At 70.1% G+C, this 19,474-nt stretch carries 18 protein-coding genes and 3 pseudogenes; 9 read left to right on the top strand and 12 right to left on the bottom strand.

The features are described 5' to 3' along the window. Positions 1-66 precede the first annotated feature (66 nt). The 3 genes and pseudogenes from ACIRPX_RS18000 to ACIRPX_RS17990 all read left to right on the top strand — a co-directional run. A pseudogene (locus ACIRPX_RS18000) lies at positions 67-177 on the top strand (LysR family transcriptional regulator); the annotation flags it as partial. Positions 178-316: 139 nt separating this feature from the next. Further along, positions 317-529, top strand: a complete 213-nt coding sequence (locus ACIRPX_RS17995) for a hypothetical protein (protein WP_404195407.1) — start codon at positions 317-319, stop codon at positions 527-529. Positions 530-549: 20 nt separating this feature from the next. Continuing rightward, the gene (locus tag ACIRPX_RS17990; protein WP_404195404.1) at positions 550-1,392 is read left to right on the top strand and encodes a TMEM175 family protein; all 843 of its coding nucleotides are present in this window, start codon (positions 550-552) and stop codon (positions 1,390-1,392) included. Positions 1,393-1,404: 12 nt separating this feature from the next. On the opposite strand, the gene ACIRPX_RS17985 is transcribed toward ACIRPX_RS17990, so the two are convergent. Next, on the bottom strand, positions 1,405-1,575 hold the full coding sequence (locus tag ACIRPX_RS17985) for a Na+/H+ antiporter NhaA (RefSeq protein WP_404195012.1): 171 nt from the start codon (positions 1,573-1,575) through the stop codon (positions 1,405-1,407). Here ACIRPX_RS17985 and ACIRPX_RS17980 point away from each other — a divergent pair. The 3 genes from ACIRPX_RS17980 to ACIRPX_RS17970 all read left to right on the top strand — a co-directional run bounded on the left by ACIRPX_RS17980 (position 1,574) and on the right by ACIRPX_RS17970 (position 4,184). Next, complete coding sequence (locus tag ACIRPX_RS17980) at positions 1,574-1,864, top strand: DsbA family protein (RefSeq protein WP_404195009.1); 291 nt, start codon at positions 1,574-1,576, stop codon at positions 1,862-1,864. The two genes, ACIRPX_RS17985 and ACIRPX_RS17980, sit on opposite strands and share 2 nt — an antisense overlap. Before the next feature lie 378 nt (positions 1,865-2,242). Beyond that, positions 2,243-3,112: an alpha/beta fold hydrolase gene (locus tag ACIRPX_RS17975; protein ID WP_404195007.1), complete on the top strand. Its 870-nt coding sequence runs from the start codon at positions 2,243-2,245 to the stop codon at positions 3,110-3,112. A gap of 211 nt (positions 3,113-3,323) precedes the next feature. Beyond that, on the top strand, positions 3,324-4,184 hold the full coding sequence (locus tag ACIRPX_RS17970; protein ID WP_404195004.1) for a DUF427 domain-containing protein: 861 nt from the start codon (positions 3,324-3,326) through the stop codon (positions 4,182-4,184). Between the two features lie 540 nt (positions 4,185-4,724). Here the strand turns inward: ACIRPX_RS17970 and ACIRPX_RS17965 are convergent. Then, positions 4,725-5,843: a fatty acid desaturase family protein gene (locus ACIRPX_RS17965; protein WP_404195002.1), complete on the bottom strand. Its 1,119-nt coding sequence runs from the start codon at positions 5,841-5,843 to the stop codon at positions 4,725-4,727. 7 nt (positions 5,844-5,850) lie between these two features. Then, positions 5,851-6,906: a ferredoxin reductase gene (locus tag ACIRPX_RS17960; protein ID WP_404194999.1), complete on the bottom strand. Its 1,056-nt coding sequence runs from the start codon at positions 6,904-6,906 to the stop codon at positions 5,851-5,853. A gap of 87 nt (positions 6,907-6,993) precedes the next feature. Between ACIRPX_RS17960 and ACIRPX_RS17955 the strand changes: the two genes are divergently transcribed. Then, positions 6,994-8,133, top strand: coding sequence for a PucR family transcriptional regulator (locus tag ACIRPX_RS17955; RefSeq protein ID WP_404194997.1), 1,140 nt, complete (start codon positions 6,994-6,996; stop codon positions 8,131-8,133). Between the two features lie 562 nt (positions 8,134-8,695). Here the strand turns inward: ACIRPX_RS17955 and ACIRPX_RS17950 are convergent. From ACIRPX_RS17950 to ACIRPX_RS17940, 3 genes are all read right to left on the bottom strand, one after another. Beyond that, positions 8,696-9,301, bottom strand: a complete 606-nt coding sequence (locus tag ACIRPX_RS17950; RefSeq protein WP_404194995.1) for a dihydrofolate reductase family protein — start codon at positions 9,299-9,301, stop codon at positions 8,696-8,698. A gap of 331 nt (positions 9,302-9,632) precedes the next feature. Beyond that, positions 9,633-10,166, bottom strand: a complete 534-nt coding sequence (locus ACIRPX_RS17945; protein WP_404194993.1) for a potassium channel family protein — start codon at positions 10,164-10,166, stop codon at positions 9,633-9,635. A 50-nt stretch (positions 10,167-10,216) separates the two neighbouring features. Beyond that, positions 10,217-10,885: a hypothetical protein gene (locus ACIRPX_RS17940; RefSeq protein WP_404194991.1), complete on the bottom strand. Its 669-nt coding sequence runs from the start codon at positions 10,883-10,885 to the stop codon at positions 10,217-10,219. Between the two features lie 287 nt (positions 10,886-11,172). Here ACIRPX_RS17940 and ACIRPX_RS17935 point away from each other — a divergent pair. Beyond that, positions 11,173-11,445 (top strand): annotated as a pseudogene (locus tag ACIRPX_RS17935) (IS1380 family transposase); the annotation flags it as partial. On the opposite strand, the gene ACIRPX_RS17930 reads toward ACIRPX_RS17935, so the two are convergent. From ACIRPX_RS17930 to ACIRPX_RS17920, 3 genes and pseudogenes are all read right to left on the bottom strand, one after another. Next, the gene (locus tag ACIRPX_RS17930) at positions 11,421-12,020 is read right to left on the bottom strand and encodes a hypothetical protein (RefSeq protein WP_404195417.1); all 600 of its coding nucleotides are present in this window, start codon (positions 12,018-12,020) and stop codon (positions 11,421-11,423) included. The pseudogene ACIRPX_RS17935 and the gene ACIRPX_RS17930 overlap by 25 nt on opposite strands. Positions 12,021-12,205: 185 nt before the next feature. Next, the gene (locus ACIRPX_RS17925; RefSeq protein ID WP_404194989.1) at positions 12,206-12,406 is read right to left on the bottom strand and encodes a hypothetical protein; all 201 of its coding nucleotides are present in this window, start codon (positions 12,404-12,406) and stop codon (positions 12,206-12,208) included. A gap of 29 nt (positions 12,407-12,435) precedes the next feature. Continuing rightward, a pseudogene (locus ACIRPX_RS17920) lies at positions 12,436-13,157 on the bottom strand (DUF1731 domain-containing protein); the annotation flags it as partial. 384 nt (positions 13,158-13,541) lie between these two features. Between ACIRPX_RS17920 and ACIRPX_RS17915 the strand changes: the two are divergent. Further along, positions 13,542-14,636, top strand: a complete 1,095-nt coding sequence (locus tag ACIRPX_RS17915) for a phosphatidylinositol-specific phospholipase C domain-containing protein (RefSeq protein WP_404194987.1) — start codon at positions 13,542-13,544, stop codon at positions 14,634-14,636. A gap of 37 nt (positions 14,637-14,673) precedes the next feature. Here the strand turns inward: ACIRPX_RS17915 and ACIRPX_RS17910 are convergent, their stop codons facing one another. The 3 genes from ACIRPX_RS17910 to ACIRPX_RS17900 are packed head-to-tail and all read right to left on the bottom strand — an operon-like array spanning position 14,674 to position 19,392. After that, entirely contained in the window at positions 14,674-16,218 is a 1,545-nt protein-coding gene (locus ACIRPX_RS17910; protein ID WP_404194985.1) for a M16 family metallopeptidase, read from the bottom strand. Further along, positions 16,215-17,543, bottom strand: a complete 1,329-nt coding sequence (locus ACIRPX_RS17905) for a M16 family metallopeptidase (RefSeq protein WP_404194982.1) — start codon at positions 17,541-17,543, stop codon at positions 16,215-16,217. The genes ACIRPX_RS17910 and ACIRPX_RS17905 overlap by 4 nt, the downstream gene beginning before the upstream one ends. Positions 17,544-17,553: 10 nt before the next feature. Continuing rightward, positions 17,554-19,392 (bottom strand): ABC transporter ATP-binding protein, encoded by a 1,839-nt coding sequence (locus tag ACIRPX_RS17900; protein WP_404194979.1) that lies wholly within the window; start codon positions 19,390-19,392, stop codon positions 17,554-17,556. Between the last annotated feature and the right edge of the window lie 82 nt (positions 19,393-19,474).

Genomic DNA, 19,474 nt, shown 5'->3' with positions numbered 1-19,474 from the left:
TCATTCCGGCTCGTGAGCGTGGCCGTATGGCCGGGAACGCCGGGGGTCGATGACGAGGAATCATGTATGGCCACTTTGCGGGCGCTGGAGTGTCTGGTGGCGTTGGTCGACGAGGGCTCGGTGACCAAGGCCGCGGGTGTACTGCATATGTCGCAGCCGGCGCTGTCCCATCAGATCGCGTCGTTGGAGAGGGAGTTGGGTACCCCTGTGGTGGAGCGGCTGGCCCGGGGCATCCGGGTCCACACCGATCCGACGGTCGTCCTGCGCACCCTCAGCCCGCGAACCGCTGCCCAGCTGGCAGGAGCCGGTATGGGGGGTGACCATCGTGCCGGTGTCCGCGCTGGCGGGACGGCCCTCGGCCGTGGCACGCCGTCTGGAACCGAGGGTGCACCGCGACATTCTCGCCATCACGATGGTTCCCTCCGACGCTCTGGTGCGCAGGTTCGTCGCCGACCTGCGGCGGAGAGGGCTGCCCAAGGTGAACACCGAAGCGCGGGAGCGGCCCGGGGATGGCGCTGCGGAAGAGTGAGTTCCGCCGCCGGTCAACCGGTGAACAAGCTGATCCATGTGCCTGCCGACCGGGGACCGGAGCATAGCGGTCTGCCCTGCCGTCATAGCGGCAGTGCCTACAGTGCTGGGTGCAATTCCTGCGCCGCTGGAGATAAAGGCACTCAGTTGCTCGCGAAGCTGCGTCCGGTGCCAGAGGCTGGGGTGATGACAGAGTCTGTTCAGGAACCAGGGGAGTCGACGCCGTTCGGCGAAGAGCGCGATCCTGCCCGGGTGGTGGCGTTCAGCGACGCCGTGATCGCCATCGCCATCACGCTGCTCGTCCTGGAGATCCGCCCGCCGCACGACACCCGACACCTGCTGCACGGCCTTGCCGCGCTCTGGCCGTCCTATCTGGCCTACGGCGTCACCTTCATGCTGATCGGGCAGGTGTGGGCCAACCACCACATCATGTTCGATCACATCCGCAGCGCGGACCGGGTGGTGCTGTTCCTCAACACCATGCTGCTGATGGACGTCGCGTTCCTGCCCTTCGCCGCTTCCGTGCTGGCCGAAGCGTTCCGCGACGGACACGGGCAGCGCACCGCCGTCGTCCTGCACGGCATCGCGTTCGAACTCGCGGCCGTACTGTTCAACGTCATCTGGTGGTACGCCGGTCATGACCGGCGGCTCCTCACCACCACCATCGATGCGGCCGGTGTGACGGCCATCGGCCGGCGTTTCCAGCTCGCCCTGGTCTGGATCGGCCTTGGAACCCTGCTCGGTGGTCTGGTTCCCATACTCGGCGTGGCTGTGATCGCCGCCTTCATTCCCTATTACTGGCTGCCCATCGCGGGCGAGCTCGCCAGGGCGAAGCGTCGGAGTGCCCGCAGGGATCGGACGTGACCGCCTGAAGTGTCATCCGGCCACGCCGTCGCGGGTGATGCCGACTACGGCCTCCTGCAGCGGTCTGCCGGTGAAGGCGAGGTTCGCGATCAGCAGGGAGACCGTGAAGCCGATGCCGGCGAGGGGCGCCACTACCGGCGCCCGGCCTCGGTCGTGGCATCCAGCATGCTCGGCCATCGACATGGTCGGCAGCGTCGACCCGGCCGTCGATCACGTCAGGAGGCCAGAGGGTGCCGCCGTCACCATCGTCGAGTACGGCGACTACGAGTGCCCGTACCGCAGTGACGCCGGCCCCATCACCCGCGACCTGCTGCTCTCGCGGCCCGACGTGCGCTACGTCTGGCGACACCTGCCGCTGAGCGACATCCACCCTCACGCACGCCCGGCGGCGGAGGCAACGGAAGCAGCCGCGGCCCGAGAGCCTTCTGGCCCGTACGCACGCTGCTGCAGTGCCAGGACCGGCTCGAGCTGAGCGACCTGCTCGGCTACCTGGGTTGAGCCGGCCGCGCGGGGCGCCGGGCCGAGGCCCCGCGCGAGCACCGAGCCGGCGCCCGAGCGTCTCAGGCCGGTCGGCGACGAGAGTCCGCAGTGCCGAGCCGATACCCCGTGATGCGGCGCCGGACAGACAGGCGGGCACCGACCGCCTGAGCGCGCTCGGGGTGAGCGGCTGCGCTCGCTGATGGTCTTTGACGGGAGGAGGCTTGAAACCGGCCTGAAGCCAGTCAGGTCACCTGGGCGCGGCGCGACCCCGACCACGGCTCTAATCTAACTAGTTAGATTGCCTTGACAGGTTAGGTGGGGCGTGGTCGGCTATGGGTAACCAGTCAATCTCTTGAGAAGGGTTAGTGACATGGTCTTCGCCGTCCACCACCGCACGGCCACCGTCAACGGTCTCGAGGTCTTCTACCGGGAGGCCGGCGACCCCACGGCACCTGCCCTCGTCCTCCTCCACGGCTTCCCGACCAGCTCGCACATGTTCCGCCACCTGATCCCGGCGCTGGCCGACCGCTACCACGTGATCGCCCCCGACCACATCGGCTTCGGCCAGTCCGCGATGCCCGCCCTGCAGGACTTCCCGTACACCTTCGACGCCCTCACCGAGGTCACCTCCGCTCTGCTCCAGCAGCTGGGCGTCGAGCGCTTCGCGATGTACGTGCAGGACTACGGCGCCCCCATCGGCTGGCGTCTGGCCCTCCAGGACCCGGAGAGCGTCACCGCGATCATCACCCAGAACGGCAACGCCTACGAGGAGGGCTTCGTCAAGCCCTTCTGGGACGCCGTCTTCGCCTACACCGGCAACCCGGGTCCGGAGACCGAGGCACCCATGCGCGGCGCCCTGACCCTGGAGAGCACCCGCTGGCAGTACCTGAACGGCGTGGCGGACCCCAGCCTGGTCAGCCCCGACAACTGGATCCACGACCAGGCGCTGCTGGACCGCCCCGGCAACGCCGAGATCCAGCTCAAGCTCTTCCGGGACTACCCCACCAACGTGGACCTCTACCCGCAGGTCCACCAGTACTTCCGCGACTCCCGGGTCCCGCTGCTCGCGGTCTGGGGAGCCGGCGACGAGATCTTCGGCCCCGACGGCGCCGAGGCGTTCCGCCAGGACCTGCCCGACGCCGAGATCCACCTGCTCGAGTCCGGCCACTTCGCCCTGGAGAGCCACCTCCAGACCATCACCGGTCACATCCGCGACTTCCTCGCCCGCGTCCCCGCCTGACGCCGTGCGCATCGTTCAGAACTCCTGCGGCGACGGGGGAGTCCGGGCTCTCACCGGCAACAGCAAGATCGCCTGGACCTTTTTCTGCCAGCCCGAGGCCCACGCTTCCCGCTGTTCCTGCACCCCCTGACCGCCACCAACAACGACCTCACCGGGAGCGCCGGCGCCCCCGCACTCCGCACTCCGCACTCCGCACCGAAGGGAATCCGCCATGGGACTGTCCTGGCAACAAGGACCTCTCGCCGCAGGCTCGATCGGCCACTTCCTCACCCCCGAGCCGCTCCCCGAGCGTCTCCTGTTCGCCGAGCCGCTGCGCCGTCGCATGCGCGTGCAGTTCAACGACGCCTGGATCGCCGACAGTGAGAACGTGATCCTCTTTCACGAACCGGGCCGCTATCCCGTGGCCTATTTCCCCCGCGAAGACGTCGCCGAGCAGGCACTGGTCCCCAGCGGCAAGGTCACACGGCACAAGGACCTCGGCGACACCGCCTGGTACGCCGTGCACGCAGGAGAGCGCACCACCGAACGCGCCGCCTGGGAGTTCACCGCCCCGCCCGTGTATGCCGCCGAACTCCAGGGCCGTATCGCCTTCGCCTGGCGGGCGATGGACGCCTTCTACGAGGAGGACGAACGCATCCTGGGACACGCCGCGGACCCGTACCACCGCATCGACATCCGCAACACCTCGCGCACTCTGGAAGTCCGCCTCGACGACAGCGTGATCGCCCGCTCCGAGCACCCCATGGTGCTCTTCGAATCCGGATTCGCCCCGCGCTGGTACGTTCCGCGCGCCGACGTCGACGAGACCAAGCTGAGCCCGGTCGAAGGCCAGACCTTCTGCCCCTACAAGGGCCTGTGCGACTACTACGACATCGGCGACGCGAGTCGCGCCGCCTGGTCGTACCGCAACGCCTACCGGGAGGTCGACCGGATCAGCGACCTGGTGTCCTTCGAACCGGACCAGGTCGAGGTCTACCTCGACGGCACGCGCCTGCACCTCGAGCCCGGTCAGAACGTCGTCCCCCACGGCGTCGACCGCGGCCTGGATGCCTCCGAGGCCAAGGGCCGCTGACCGTCACGAGCGAGATGCTGCTGCACCGACGGGGGTACGGACCCGTACCGGCAGTCATGGCGCGGGGACGCCGCAGGGTGGCATCGGCACGCCGCCGACCAGTGTCCCGGGCCGGCTGGGATGCCGATGCTGTCCGTGACGAGATGTGATTCCGTCGCCGAGCACATCTACGGCGCAGCGGGGGTGCTGGTCGTCGACGTGATCGGTGGGGCGACGGCGACTGCGACGGCCCTGATGGCCGGCCGGGGCTCGTGTCAACAGGTTCGTGCTCAGCTTCATCTCAGGAAGCACGAGGGGAGAGGGCAGCCCTGTCTTCCTGCTCCTCACGCTCCCGCAACTGAGCGTCCGTTCGCGTTCCTTCGGCGCCGTCGCGCTCGGCGTTGCCCTGGACGCAACCTCGGTACCCACCGCTCCCGCTGACGCCGGCACCAGCATCTTCAGGACCACCGACGGCCATCTCCTCGGCCTCATCTTGCCGTGGGCGACCTGCTCGGCGACGTCGCGGCGGCGCTCGTCAGGAGCGTCGTGGGCCACCGGGAATCACGCCGCGACGAGTTCCTGCTCGCGGTCCGGCGTCCTGGCCTCGGGCCTCTTGTTCGGCAGCGAGAGCCGGAAGACCTTGCGCCACGCGGAGAACACCTGCTTGGGCAGCGGCCCGGTGACGTACTCCAGCTCGTACTTTTCGAACAGCGCGCGCACCTTCACCGCGACCTCGGCGTACCGGTTGCTCGGCAGGTCCGGGAACAGGTGGTGCTCGATCTGGTGCGAGAGGTTGCCGGTCATGAAGTGCATGGCCTTGCTGCCGCTGATGTTGGCCGAGCCCATCATCTGGCGCAGGTACCACTGGCCGCGTGTCTCGCCCTTGATCGACCGGCGCTCGAAGACCTGGACGCCTTCGGGGAAGTGCCCGCACATGATCACCGAGTGGGACCAGATGTTGCGGACCAGGTTCGCGGTGAACGTGGCGGCGAGCGTGGGGAGGAACGACGGGCCCGACAGCAGCGGATGGATCACGTAGTCCTTGAGCACCTGCTTGCGGATCTTGCGGCCCACGGCCCTGGCCCGCGCGCGGAACTCCGGGTTCTTGCGGCGGCGCTTGTGCAGGTTCTTGCCGAGCTCCAGGTCGTACGCTGCGATGCCGTACTCGAAGAAGCAGGCGTTGATGAAGTTCCACAGCGGCTGGCCGAGGTGGAACGGGTGCCACTTCTGGTCCTCGTCGACGCGCATGATGCCGTAGCCGAGGTCGTTGTCCTTGCCGATCACGTTGGTGTACGTGTGGTGCAGCTCGTTGTGCGAGTGCTTCCACTGATCGGACGGCGAGACGTGGTCCCACTCCCAGGTGGTGGAGTGGATCTTCGGGTCACGCATCCAGTCCCACTGGCCGTGCAGGACGTTGTGGCCGATCTCCATGTTGTCCATGATCTTCGCCACGGACAGCCCGGCGGTGCCGAGCACCCACGCGGGCGGGAAGATCGAGAACAGCAGCACGCCCCTGCTGACCAGCTCGAGCTTGCGCTGTGCCGAGATGACCCTGCGGATGTAGGCGGCGTCCTTCTCGCCACGGCCGGCGATCACCTCGTCGCGGATCGCGTCCAGTTCGCGGCCGAGATCCTCGATCTGCTTCGCGGTCAGGTGGGCGGTGGGGTCGATGGCGGTCAAGGTGCTCCTACCGTTCGATGTCGCAGGGGCCCGCCGCGGCGGACACACAGGTCTGGATGAGGACGCCCGGCTCGGCCTCGGTGATCTCGCCGGTGCGCAGGTCGCGGACGGCTCCCGCCTTGAGCGGCGTGACGCAGCCGAAGCAGATGCCCATGCGGCACCCGGAGGGCATGAGCACGCCGGCCTCCTCGCCGATGTCCAGCAACGGCGTGGCGCCGTTCGCTTCGACGGTCTTGCCGGTGGCGCTGAACGTGACCTCTCCGCCGTCGCCGGTGGCGATGACGCTGGGGCGGAAGCGTTCGGTGTGCAGGCGCTCAGGGACGCCGTGCGCGCTCCAGTGCTTTTCGGCGGCGTCGAGGAGGCCCGCGGGCCCGCAGGCCCAGGTCTCGCGCTCGGCCCAGTCGGGCACGAGTTCATCGAGACGGGCGATGTCGAGCATGCCGTCCGTGTCGGTGTGCACCTCGGTGAGCCGCAGCTTCTTGTCCGCGACCAGGTCGTGCAGTTCCTTGCGGAAGATCACGTCCTGCGGCTGCGGCGCGCAATGGACCATGACGACGTCGTCGAACTCGGTGTCGCGCAGCATGCCCATCACCGGCGTGATGCCGCTGCCGGCCGTCAGGTAGAGCACCTTGGCGGGCTTGGCCTGTGGCAGCACGAAGTCACCGGTCGCCTGGTCGAGCTGGATGAGCGTGCCCGGTTTCGCTCTGCGGACCAGGTGGTTGCTGACCTTGCCGTCCGGGATCGCCTTCACGGTGATCGTGACGCGGCCGTCCGGGCGGTTTGCCGGCGAGGTGACGGAGTAGGCACGCCACAGGCGCACCCCGTCGACGTCGACCCCGATCCGCACGTACTGACCGGCCGTGTGGCCGCGCCAGCCCCGTCCCGGCCTGATCACGATGGTCGCGGCGTCACCCGTCTCGGGGTGCACGGCCTCGATGCGCCCCCGCAGGTCGGCGCCCGCACGCAGCGGGCTGACCAGGTCGAGGTAGTCCGACGGCAGCAGCGGCGTCGTGACCATCTCCAGCAGTTTCCACGCCCTGCTGCGGAGGGCAGTACTCGTCATGGCCCCAGCTTGCTGTGCGCAAAGGCGTAAAGTCCTGACCGCAGGATGTGAATTTGGACGGTCCGATTGTTCGCAGGGAATAAAATCGTGAGCCATGCCATGCGAAGGGTCAGTGAACTGGCCCTTGACGAGACAACGGTCACCGCACTTCGGGCCGCGCTGAGGGCCACCGCCGACGAGGTCGTCCAGGCGATCATCGACGAGGTCCCTCCCTACGCCAACGCCCTGTCGGGTCACATGGGCGCCACCATCCGCCGAGCCGTCCGCACCGCCCTGGGACACTATCTCGACCTTGCGAGCGGCAACGCCACAGGCGGCGACGCCGGTGACGCGGCCTACGAGCTGGGCCGCGGTGAAGTGCGCGACGGCCGCTCGATGGACGCCCTGCTCAGCGCCTACCGCGTCGGTGCCCGCGTGGCCTGGCGATGCCTGGCAGCGGGTGCCGTACCCGCAGGTCTGCCCGCCGCCGAGGTCGCCAAGTTCGCCGAGCTGACCTTCGCCTACATCGACGAACTCTCCGCCGCGAGCGCCGCGGGCCACGCCGACGAACTGGCCGCCCGGGGCCGGGCCCACGAGCGCCACCTGGAACACCTGGCCCGCGACCTGCTCGCCGGCGCGAGCCCGGACGCGCTGCTGGCCTCCGCTCAACGGGCCGGCTGGCAGCCTCCCGTTTCGCTGACCGCGGTCCTGCTGCCCGCCGCCCAGGCCCGGCCCGCCTATCGCGTGCTCGACCCGAGCACCCTCGTCCTCGACGATCTGCCGGACGCCACCGGTGTGCTGCTGGTCCCCGACGCCGACCGATCACATCTCTTGCGGCAGCTGACCGACCGCACCGCCGTGGCCGGCCCGGCCCGGCCATGGACGCGTGCCTCCGCCTCGTACGCACGAGCCGTACGCGCGCGCTCCCTCTCCTCCGATATTCGCGATACGGAGGACCACCTGCCCGAGCTGGTGCTGAGCGCCGACACGGACGCGTTCGCAGACCTGCGCGCCCGAGCCCTCGCACCCCTGCGGACCTTGTCCGCCGCAAGCGCACGGCGCCTGGAGGAGACACTGCGGGAGTGGCTGCTGCACCAGGGGAGGCGGGAGGAGGTGGCGGCGGCGTTGTTCGTCCATCCCCAGACCGTCCGGTACCGGATGTCGCAGCTGCGGGAGCTGTTCCCGGATCTCTCCTCGCCACACCGGGTCCTTGAACTGACGCTGGCGCTCGGTCTTCGGGGCAGCTGACGCGTACTTGGCTTGGCGTTCACCGACTTCGGCTCGTCAGGGTGAACGCTCTTGGAGTGCCTGGTAGGACCGGTGTGGCGGCTGCGTCCATGGTGTGTGAGGTACGCGGATGAGGGGTCTGACCCCAGCGTGACACCGGTGCCGGGAGATGGGGCGGATGCAGGCGGCTGACCAGGTCGGTCAGGGCGTGGGCGAGGTAGGTGACGTCATAGGCGCGGCGTCCCTCACGATGAGGATCTCCGGGCCGCCCGGCCTGCATCAACTGCACGAAAATATCGCGCAGTTGGGCGCGCGGTAACGAGCGTTGCGTCGTCGGCGGATCTCAGGCGCACGGCATCCAGCGGTGCGACCCAGGAGGTGCGGCCGGACCCCGGCGCGGCCAGCGGGAGGCCGGCCAGCTGGCGCCGCAGGCGCGTCGGCTCCCGCCAACCGCCGTTCAAAGCCGCGTACAGCGTTCCGTGCCCGCGCCGGTGCTCGACCGCCGGCGGCCGCTCGACCAGGGCTTCGCTGCCCCATCCGCGCCCAGTACCGCGTCAGTGACCGAAGAGCGCAAACGCCGAGCTCAGTAGCTGTCGTAGGTGGGCTTGCCGTTTGGCCGGTAGACGCCGACGATGGTGCCGCTCTTCGTCGTCGAGACGCTCACGGGCTCCAGCGCGGTGGGGATCGCTCCGTCGGCGAACAGCCGTTTGCCGGTACCGATGATCACCGGGTGGATGGTCAGCCGGTACTCGTCGACGAGGCCGTGCCGCATGAGGGTCTGGGCGAGGTCGCCGCTGCCGACGACGTTGATGTTGCCGCCGTCGGACGCCTTCAGCGTGCGAACCGCATCGGCGATGTCGCCTTCAAGCAGCGTGGAGTTGCGCCAGTCGACGGACGCCAAGGTCCGAGACGCCACGTACTTGTGCATGCTGTTCATCCGGTCGGTGAACGGGTTGCCGGGATCGGCGGTCGGCCAGTACGCCGCGAAGATCTGGTAGGTCTTGCGGCCCAGCAGCATCGCGTCGGAGTCCTCGTACCAGCCGGCGATGGCCGTGCCGACCTCGTCGTCGGCCACCGGTTTCTGCCAGCCGCCGTGCTCGAAGCCGCTCTCAGCGTCTTCATCCGGACCGCCCGGCGCCTGCATGACGCCGTCCAGCGTGAGGAACGTGCAAACGATGATCTTGCGCATGGTGCGCTCCCTTCGTCGACGGGTAGACGGCACCACCGCCGCAAACTCATCGTCGGAGCTTTCGCGGCACGGCGCCAACGAGAAACGTCATGTGGATCGGCCCGGATGTGAGGTGTGCCGATGAGGGAGACGATCGGACACGTCAGCCGGGCAGCAGCGTGAGGACATCCGACGGACACGGTGTGGTGGACCACGCCGGGGCCCGCGGCAGCGGGGACTGAGAGTCCTTGAGCTGCTCGCTCTCCCAGTCCGCGCCGCCATACGTGCGGAAGCCCTGTTCGGGCCCGATGCTATGGCGCTCAGGCCGGCCCGGCTCGCATCGGCCGCCGCGTCACTGTTCGGCTGGGGGTTCCTTTGGGCCCCGGGCGCGGCCCGTCTCGGCGGCCTTCGTCAACAGCCGCACCACAGCGCCGAGCACCACGAGGTCGAGAAGCATCTGAACGCTTACAAGCAGACGAGCGGTGTCGGTTTCCGGCGTGATGTCGCCGAATCCCACAGTGGAGAACACAGTAATGGTGAAGTAGAGCGCTTTGGTGTGGTCAAGCGGCTCGCTGAAGGCGGACGGCGAGGCGATGGCCAGGTAGGTGCTCGCGAAGATGACGAGGAACAGTGGGATCACGCTGGCCAAGGCTTCAACCGCGCGCAGACCCGGCAGCTCGGACCTTGAGACCCTTCCGGCCTTGTGCAGCAGGAGCAACACGAACAGCAGCAGCCCGATGGTCAGGCGTGTGGCGGCGCTCCCTGTGAAGTGGCTGCCGATGGGAAGAACGTAGTAGACAGCCGTCAGCACGATCCATGTCAGGGCGATCGACACCGCGGCGAGCAGGATCGCCCGCCGTCGAGTATCACGCTCCAATTCGAGCACGCGCCGCGGGCTCACGGCGCCTGCTCTCGCGTTCCCCGGACCGGCATCGCCTACCGCCTGCGGTGAGCGGGCTCGCCGGCGACCGGGCGCAGCCAGTCGTACTCGCCGCCCCGGTGCGCAAGAGCGTCGATAAACACCGAGCGCGAGCCGCGCCAGTGATCGGTGGCATAGCGCGCCACGTCGTCCTCCGCTTTTCGTGCGGTCGTGTCATCCGGGCAGCGGATCACCAGACCGGCTCCGTGCTCACCGGCCTGATTAAGCAACTCCCGGACCCGCTCGGCCCCGGCCCCCACCCCCGTGTTGTGGGCGCGCACTGCTGCGGCTCCGGCCTTGGCACCTCTGAAGGCCGAGGTCAGGCCATGGAATCCGAGCATGACGGATACCGACATGTTCATCATGGCGGCCAGCACGCCGCTGGCTGTGACGAACCGGGATTGGACGAGCTGGAACGCGCCGCGCCCATTGCGGGTCACGATGAACGCTCCGGCCTGACCTTGGAGGGCCGTGCGTCGAAACGCCCGGCCCAGGTGCACGACCGAACGCTCGGCGGCGCCGCTGGTCGGAAGAAGCGCCAGGACGATCCATGCATCGTCCGCCCCCAAGGAGGCGGTCTTGCCAGGAGGCGGCGAGGCCGAGCCCGCCTCGGAAGCGCCGCGAGCCTGATCGTCCTGTTCGGAACCGCCGCCAGACCCACCCGAGGGCTCGGAGGGATACTTCACGGTGATCCTTTGCCGGGTTCGATATGCCTTGACTGCTCTGGGTGGCTCGCAAGCATATCCGGGGCCGCTCGGAATGGGCGTGACATGCGTGTCCAGGAACCCCGTGGTTCACCGGATGGGCCCGGCAGCAGCCCTGATGGCCCGCCGCCCCGTGGCGGTCATGAACGTTGGCCTTGCGCGTGCACGAAGGGAGTCCGGATTCTGGTCGCGGAACGGGAATGTGCCCCTGGACCTGGAAGGATCTTGAATTCCGGAGTCAGGAACCCAGGTCCAGGAGCGCTTTCCAGGTGAAGACCGCAACGTCGCGTCCGAGGCTGTCCGTAACCACCGACGGCAAGGGCGTGGTCGGGCACGCCGGCGCCCGGCTGCTGGTTGACCTGGCCAAGGCCACAGGCCTGACCGGCGCGTTCGGTGAAGCGCCCGCGCCGTCGCGTCGACGCGGCGGTGGGCACGATCCCGGTCGGGTCGCCGTGGACCTGACGGTGATGCTGGCCGATGGTGGCGAGTCGATCTCGGATCTGGCGCTGCTGAGGGATCAAAGCGAGCTGTTCGGGCCGGTCCCACGCAGCGATCGCGCGGTGGGCGGCGGGCCAGTCCGGGTCGAACTTGAGCTCCCGACGGCGGGCGTGTTCGGCCAACTCGGCTGGGACGTCGAACAGTTCGCTGCGGACGGTGGCGGGTTCGGCCTGGTGAGCTTGCCGTCCAGAGCGAGGAGTTGTAGCCAGGAGAGTAGGTCCGAGGCCAGGGCGAGCAGGGTGCACCAGGCCTGGTTGAGGGCGAACTTGAACGAGGGCAGCCGGGCGAGGGTCAAAGATTTCGATCTTCGAATGCCGGACTCGATGTGGGCGTGAGCCCTGTGCCGGTCATCGGGCCACTGCAGCTGGCGGCCCGCGGTATTGGTGGCGATGGCCTGGTAGCGGAAGCCGGTGGCGATCTCGGAGGGCTTGAGGTCGCGCGCGCACGTGGGGTGGACGGGCTCGCGGCGCACGGTCACCCGCAGGCCCGGCGGCCATTCGCCGAGGTCGAGCAGGTCGGTGATCTCGACCAGGGCGGCGTCTTCGCGCGGCTCGCCCTTCGCGTCGAGCGCGGGCGTCCACGTGCTCTTGGGGACCTTATCGGCTTCGGTCCCGATCACACGGCTGTCGTCGTCAGCGGTGACGGATCGGTCGAGCGATGGGATCTCAACTCGGGAGAACAGCTCCCGGGGCTCCAGGAGGAGCCCAACTCCGCCTGGGACACCAGGCCATCGTGTCCCCGGCCCGCCACAGTGTGGTGATCGCTCGTCCGAAAGGCCTCGAGCTCCTGCACTTTGAGGGCAGGTCAGGCCGGCACCAGAGCCGTTCGGTACCGCTGCACCAAGAGGAGTTCCTGGTGACGAGCGGGGGAGAGGTATTCGCCACTCACGACAGGCGTCGACTGGCCATTCGTGGCCTCGACGACGGCCGGTTCGTCAGAGAGGTGCCGTGCCCGCCCGGGGCTGGCGGCCAGTTCGATCAGCACGAACGGTTCGGTAGTGGCCATGGCCACTACCGATGCCGTCCTGGATTTGTTCACCGGCGTGCTGCAAATACGCCCCCGCTCCGTTCGCGTACCCTGCGTACCAGCTCGTCCGCGGCCTGTGGCCACTGCGCGTAGTGGAAGTCGAAGCCTGCCTGGGTCAGCCGGCCCGGGACGACGCGGCGTCTCTTCAGCAGCAGTTCGGTGTCGGAGCGCAGGGCGAGGGCGCCGAGCTCGGCCATCCACTTGGTCGCAGGCAGACCCACCGGCACACCCCATGTGGAGCGCAGGGTACGCATGAAGGCGCGCTGCGGCAGGGGGTGGGGGGCTGCCAGGTTCACCGGCCCTGCGATGTCCTCCCGGTCGATCAGGAACTCCACCGCGCGCACGAAGTCGTGTTCGTGGATCCACGACAGGTACTGCGCCCCACCGGCGATGGCCCGGCCCGCGCCGCCGGGCCGCCGAGATCCAGGCGGGCCAGTCCCAGCAAGACGGCGAAGATCCCGCCGGGGTCCGGGCTCATCACCATGGCCGAGCGCAGAGCGACCTTGCGCGTGGCCGGAGTTGCGGCCTGTTGCTGAGCCTGCTCCCAGGCCCTGGCGATCTCGACGCCGTACGCCCAGTAGCCGGGCACGCCCGGTTCGCTGCCGCCGATGACGCCGGTGGTCTCGTCGTTGGGGGCGTCGAAGCGGTGCGCGTACATCGTGGCGGTGCTCATCTGCAGTCAGATGCGGGGTGGTTGGGCAGCGCCCGCGATTGCGGCACCCACGACCCGGGTGTCCCGGCCTGCGGGGCGGCCCCCTGCGTTGCCGGCCGGGAGGCGTCGGGGTGCGCCCACCGCGGGGCGCCTCGCGATGGGGACTTCCGTGGGGGTGTGCGCGACGGAGCCGCCCGCTGAGCTTGGTGCGGGCTCGCGACACCTCTCGTCACACCTGTGACGGTACGATTCGCGCCAATCCCCACGCCCCAACTGCCCCCGTGATTCATCTACTTGAGCGTCCGGTACGGGGGCCACAGGCTCCTGCTGGGTGACCGGAATCCGCATGCCTCTGAAGAGTGGGGCTGACAGCAGGAATCCGGATGCCGTTATATGTCATGTCCCCGTCGATTCATCTGTGGCCGTCAACGTCCTGACGGGAAGCCACCCACTGGAGGACACGTGATCGGTCAGTTGAACCGCCGAGTTTCCGTTGGACTGCGTACGGCGCTGATGGGCACGCTCACCGCGTGCCTGGCGGTCGCCCTCGTCGGCGCCGGAGGCGGCGCGTCGGCCGCCGACACCAGCGGAACGGAAGCCCTTCCGTTCTCGGGCGCCACCACATCCGGCCTGCACAACACCTACGAGCCCAGCGCGTTCACCTACCTCGCGCAGGCACTCGACACGGGCACTTCGATGATTGAACTGGACGTCTGGGACGACTTCTTCACCCAGGAGTGGAAGGTCAGCCACGGCAGCCTGACGAGCAACAGCAACAACTGCGTCAACGCGTCGGTCCCCGCCGATCTCTACACCGGCGGCGCCAACAAGGACCTGGAGAGCTGCCTGGACGACGTACGGGTCTGGCTCGGCGCGCACCCGGGGCACGCCCCGCTGATCATCAAACTGGAGATGAAGGCCGGCTTCCAGGCCAGCCTGGGGATGAGCCCGGCCAAGCTCGACCAGTCGATCAGCTCCCACCTCGGCAACCTGGTCTTCAAGCCGAACGATCTGCTCAACAAGCCCGGCGGCGGCCAGTACGCCACCCTGGACGACGCGGCAGACGCCAACAACTGGCCGACCCGGCAGGCGCTCGCCGGCAAGGTGATCTTCGAGATCATCCCGGGCACCGTCGAGGAGAACAACCCGACCGACACCCTGTGGACGGACCGGGAGTACGCAGGCTATCTGCGGGACCTGCATACCCAGGGCAAGGCCGCGCAGGCGAACATCTTCCCGTCGGTCCACAGCGCCCAGGTCGGCGACCCGCGCACCCGCTACGCCGATACCTCGCTGCGTCCCTGGTTCGTGGTGTTCGACGGCGACGCGGCCACGTACCTCAACGGGACCATCGATACGAGCTGGTACGACACCCACCACTACCTGCTGATCATGACCGACGCGCAGAACGTGTTGCCCGCCCTGGACGACACCAACCCCTCGGACGCGGATGCCCGGGCCCGGATCGCCGCACTGGCCAAAGCGCACGCCACCGTCGCGTCCAACGACTGGCGCGCTCTGCCCGACGTCCAGTCGCTGGTCGCACCCCGCGGCTGACCCGACAGCGGGCACTCGGTATTGAACGACGGCGCGGTCAGCCGTCGGCGCCCGAGGGCCCGCCGAGCGTCCAGTGGCGGCTCGGGCCGGGCGGTGGGCCCTCCGCGCCGATCACGACGCCCGTGAAACGGCCGGGGAAGAAGGCGCGACCGGCGGCCGCGACGGCGTCGGGCGGCGTGCGGCGCAGGTTCTCCACCAGATCCCACAGCTGCGCCGGATCCGCGGGCGACAGCGCACCCGGGTGATGGGCCAGTGCGTCCGCCAGGCCCGCCTGTGTGGCCCACGTGGTGAGCGAGGCTCCGGTGAAGTGGGCGGCCGCCTGAGCCACTTCGGCGGGGGAGGGCGGGTCCGACGCCATCCGCGCCATCTCGTCGCCCAGGGCCTCCAGCAGGGCGTGGGCCTTGGAAGGCGCCGTGTCCGCCTCGATGAACAGACGGTGGCCCGGCGGTGGCGGAGGCGGGCCGCCCGCACCGGTGCCGGTCCCGTCACCGGGCAGGCTCTCCGGGCGGCACCGGACGGCGTACGTGTACCCGTGGCGTCGCCGCAGACGGGCGACGAGCCGGGATGCGGGGTGACCGCTGAAGACCAGGGACGCCAGGCGCAGCGCGGGGGTGAGCGGCTCGTCGCAGCGCGCGGCGCACAGGCGCACCTGAGCGGTGCCCTCCCGTACGGCAGGATGCAGCCCGACCGTGCCGGCGGGGGTGTCCTCGGTCGGCGTGTGCGGGAGGCCTTCGCCCGGGTCCCGTACGAGGTCCGGGTCCCGTACGAGGTCCGGATCCTGTACGAGGTCCGGATCCCGTACGAGGGCTCGTGCGGCGTCGGAGGACCATCCCGCGAAGGCCTCGCGCACCGCGTCCACGGCCTCGTCCGGGTCCAGGTCGCCCACCAGTACGAGCCGTGCGCGCGCCGGGACGAGCACCCGGGCGTGCAGTTCCCGTACCTGTCCGGGCGTGACCGCGGCGATCTGATCCGGGGCCGGTGGTTGGTGTGGGTCGCCGGCCCAGCGGGGAGCGTGCCGGCACAGCAGGGCGTGGGCGGCCAGGGCGGGACGCGCCCGGGCCACGGCCGTCTGACCGCGGAGCACGGTGCGTGCCGCCGCCACCTCGTGGTCGGGACGCTCCGCGCGGGACAGCGCGTCGGCGAGCGTGCGCAGCAGTTCGTCCAGGCCGTCCGCGAGCACGCCGCCGCGCAACGCCAGGCAGCCGGCGCCCACCAGTGGTACGACGTCGCCGCCGATCCGGCCGAGGGCGGTCTCGACACGGGTGCCGTCCGCCCCGGTGGTGCCGCGCAGCACACAGGCCGCGAGGACGGCGGCCCGTGCGGACAGCACGGGTCCGGTGACGGTTCCGACGGACCGGGACCCCGCGTGGCCGGGGGTGAGGGGCATCGTGAGGCGCATCTCGACGCGGGCCACGGTCGCCAGCCGGACGGCGGTCACCGACAGGCCGTCGGGGAGGCGGGCGGTGACGCTCGGCGGGAGGGTGGCCGCGCTCGGCGGGAGGGTGGCCGCGCGAAGACGTACGCGGTCCGAGCCGCGGTCGTCCGGACGCGTGGTCGTGCTGATCGTCCTGCCGGTTGTCATCCGAGGGCCTCACGGTGGGGGAGCGGGGTGCGGGGGTGTCGGCTTTCCGCGACCAGGGTGAGGACGGCGCGGTGCGCGTCGCACAGCCGTCGTGCGGCGCGTACCACGGCGGCCGGGGTGGTGGTGGCCAGCAGGCGGGGAACGCGTTCGTAGAGGGCCGCGTCCGCGTGGATCAGTTCGAAGGCGCCGAGGGAACGTACCCGGACGTGCGGCGCGTCGTGGTGCCGCAGCAGGCCGCTGATCCACCGGTTGGCGACGAGGAGGAGTTCGTCGGGGTCCGGTCCGTGCCCGGCCAGCGCGGCGAGTTCGGCGTCGAGGGCGCTCACGACCGCGTCCGTACCGATCGTCTCCGTATGGGTGACGGTGCAGGCAAGGGTGACCGGATGGCGTGCGGCGAACGGTCCGCCCACCAGTCCGCAGTCGGCGGTCACCGCCACCGCGGTGTTCTCGCGCGCCACCAGCCTCCCGCGCAGGCGCTGTTCCACCAGCGCCGCGAGGAGCACGTGCGCGAGGTAGCCGGTCAGGTCGGCGGCGGGGTCGGGCAGCCGGTAGCCGACGCAGACGGCGGGCAGCGGGGCGAGCGGGTCGGTGTGCCGTCCGTACCGGTCGGTGACCGGTTCCGGCTCGGGCGGGGCCTCCCCCGGCGGTACCGGGCGCGCCGGAAGGTCGCCGAACCGTCGCCCGATCAGCCGCCGTACGGTCTCCGGATCGAAGCCGCCGACGACGGTCAGGACGGCGTTGCCGGGGGTGTGGTGGCGGTCGAAGAAGTCCTGGCACTCCTGCGGGGTGACGTCCGCGAGCGCCGCCATGTCCCCGTACCCGTCGTGGGTGTGGGCGTAGGAGCGGTAGAGCAGCGGGGGCAGCAGGGACTTGGGGAACCCGCCGTACGGGCGGCCGGTGACGTTGCGCCGGATCTCCTCGGCGACGACGTCCCGCTCGGTGGCCAGCGCCGCCGCGTTCGGCCGGGGCCCCGCCATCCGGTCGTGTTCCGCGGCGAGTGCGCCGGCCAGCAGGCCGGCCGGGACGACCTGGTGGAAGTCGGTGGAGTCCTGGCCGGTGGCCGCGTTGGCGTATCCGCCGGCACGTCCCGGGACGCCGGCGGCGCCCGGGTCGTCGGAGGTGCCGGGGCGTCCGCGGAACATCAGGTGTTCGAGGAGGTGCACGAGCCCGGGACGGCCCGGGGGGTCGTCGCGGAACCCCACGCCGTAGCGCAGGCCGACGGCGCAGACGCCGGTGCCCTGTTCGGGCGCGAGCACCACCCGCAGGCCGTTGGGCAGGGTGAACCGCTGGAGCCGGCCGGTGGCGGAAGTACGCGCGGATCTCACGTGCGTCGTGTCAGACACCCGCGCCCGCCCGCAGGCCGAGCCGCTGGCCCCGGACCAGCTCCGCGTACATGCCGCAGCGGTCGAGGAGCTGGTCGTGGGGGCCCGCGTCGAGGCAGCGGCCCTCCTCCAGGACCACGATGTGCTGGGCCTGGCGGACGGTCGAGATGCGGTGTGCCACGACGACCACCGCGCGGTCCCGGGACAGGCGGTCGACCACCTCGCGCAGCCGGTTCTCGTTGATGCTGTCGAGCTGGGAGGTCGGTTCGTCCAGGAGTACGACCGGGGCGTCGGTGAGCAGGACGCGGGCGAGCGCGAGCCGTTGCCGCTGGCCTCCCGAGAGGTCGTCGCCGCGGCCCACGGTGGTGTCGAGCCCCTCGGGCAGCAGGGCGACCGCCTCGTCGAGCCCCACCGCGGCCAGCGCCTCCCGCAGGTCGTCCTCCGTGGCGGGGGTGGTACGGCCGAGCAGCAGATTCTCCTTGACGGTGCCTTCGAGGAGGGTGAACGCCTGGTCCAGATAGGTCATATGGCCGCGCAGTTCGCCCAGCGGCCAGTGGGTGGTGGCACGGCCGAGGACCCGGATGGTGCCGCTGTCGGGCACGAGGAAGCGCTCCACGAGGTTCAGCGCCGTCGTCTTCCCGGCCCCCGACGGGCCGACGAGTGCGGTGACCCCCTTCCGGGGCACGGTGAAGGACAGCCCGTCGGCGGCACGCCGGGACCCGTCATGGCTGAACGTGACGTCGTGGAACTCGATCGCGGGCCCGGCGGGGTGGACCGGGTCGGCGGGGGTCGCCGGAGTGGCGCCGGGCCGGCCGTCGGCACCCACGTACGGTGCGCGGAGCGGCTCGTGGAGCGCGCGCGGTCCCTCAGAGGTGTCCTCGGTCTGCTCGGCGAGGATGTCCTCGATGCGCGACTGCGCGGCGAATCCGAGCTGGAGGCGCGCGATGCCGCTGGCCACCAGGGTGAGCGGGGCGATGAGCTGGAGGAGGTACAGCAGGAACGCGGCGAACCCGGCGATGCTGAGCGAGCCGGAGGCGAGCCGGGCACCGCTGCCCAGCACCACTCCGATCAGGGCCAGTTGCTGGCCCAGCCCCATGATCGGTGTGACGAACGCCTGACGTCGGGCCGCGGCGACCGCGGAGCCGGCGGCCGTCACCGCGTCCGCGTCGATGGCACCCGTGACCTGGGCCTCCGCCCGGCTGGCCTTGACGGTGGCGAGGGCGCCGAGGGTGGAGGTGAATCGCTGTGCGAGTTCGCCGAGCGCTTCCTGCTGGGCGGCGGTGCTGCGCCGGATGCCCTTGATGAAGACGGCGATCGCCAGTCCGGCCACCGAGAAGGTGCCCAGCACGATGAGCAGGAGCACCCAGTCGAGCAGGCCCATGATGATCAGGGTGGCGGTGACCGTGAGCGCCGCCATCGGCAGCTGGGTGACGCCGATGTCGACCACCGACCGCAGTTGACCGGAGTCCGACGTGACCCGGGCGACCAGTTCGCCGGCACCGATCCTGCGGGCGCCGGACAGCGGCAGGCGCAGCGCGTGGGCCACCACCCGCTGCCGGACGGACAGCACCATGGTCTCGCCGGCCCGTGCCAGGCAGAACGAGGAGAGGGCCGACGCGATCGCACCGGCCAGCGCCAGCACTGTCATCAACATGACAGAGCGTGTCACGGAGTGCTGCTGGGAGAAGCCGCCGACGATGCGGCGGACCACAAGGGGAACGGTGAGTGTCGCGGCGGTCGCGACCAGGGCCAGGAGGACGGCCGGGACCGTGTTCCTGGTGTCCCGGGCCACCTGGCGCAGCACACGCAGCGGGGGACGCGGGGGTTTCACGGGCATGTGATGGGCCGACATGGCTGTTCCTCCGTCGGTTCGCCGGCTTCCGCGACGGGCAGTCGCGGGGGCACCGACTGTGATACCCGATCGAACCCAGGGC

Origin of the sequence: Streptomyces sp. NPDC101225 (assembly GCF_044767585.1) — a bacterium.
GTDB lineage: Bacteria > Actinomycetota > Actinomycetes > Streptomycetales > Streptomycetaceae > Streptomyces.
Note: the sequence above shows the minus strand (reverse complement) of the source record. Positions and strands in the feature narration are given on the sequence as shown.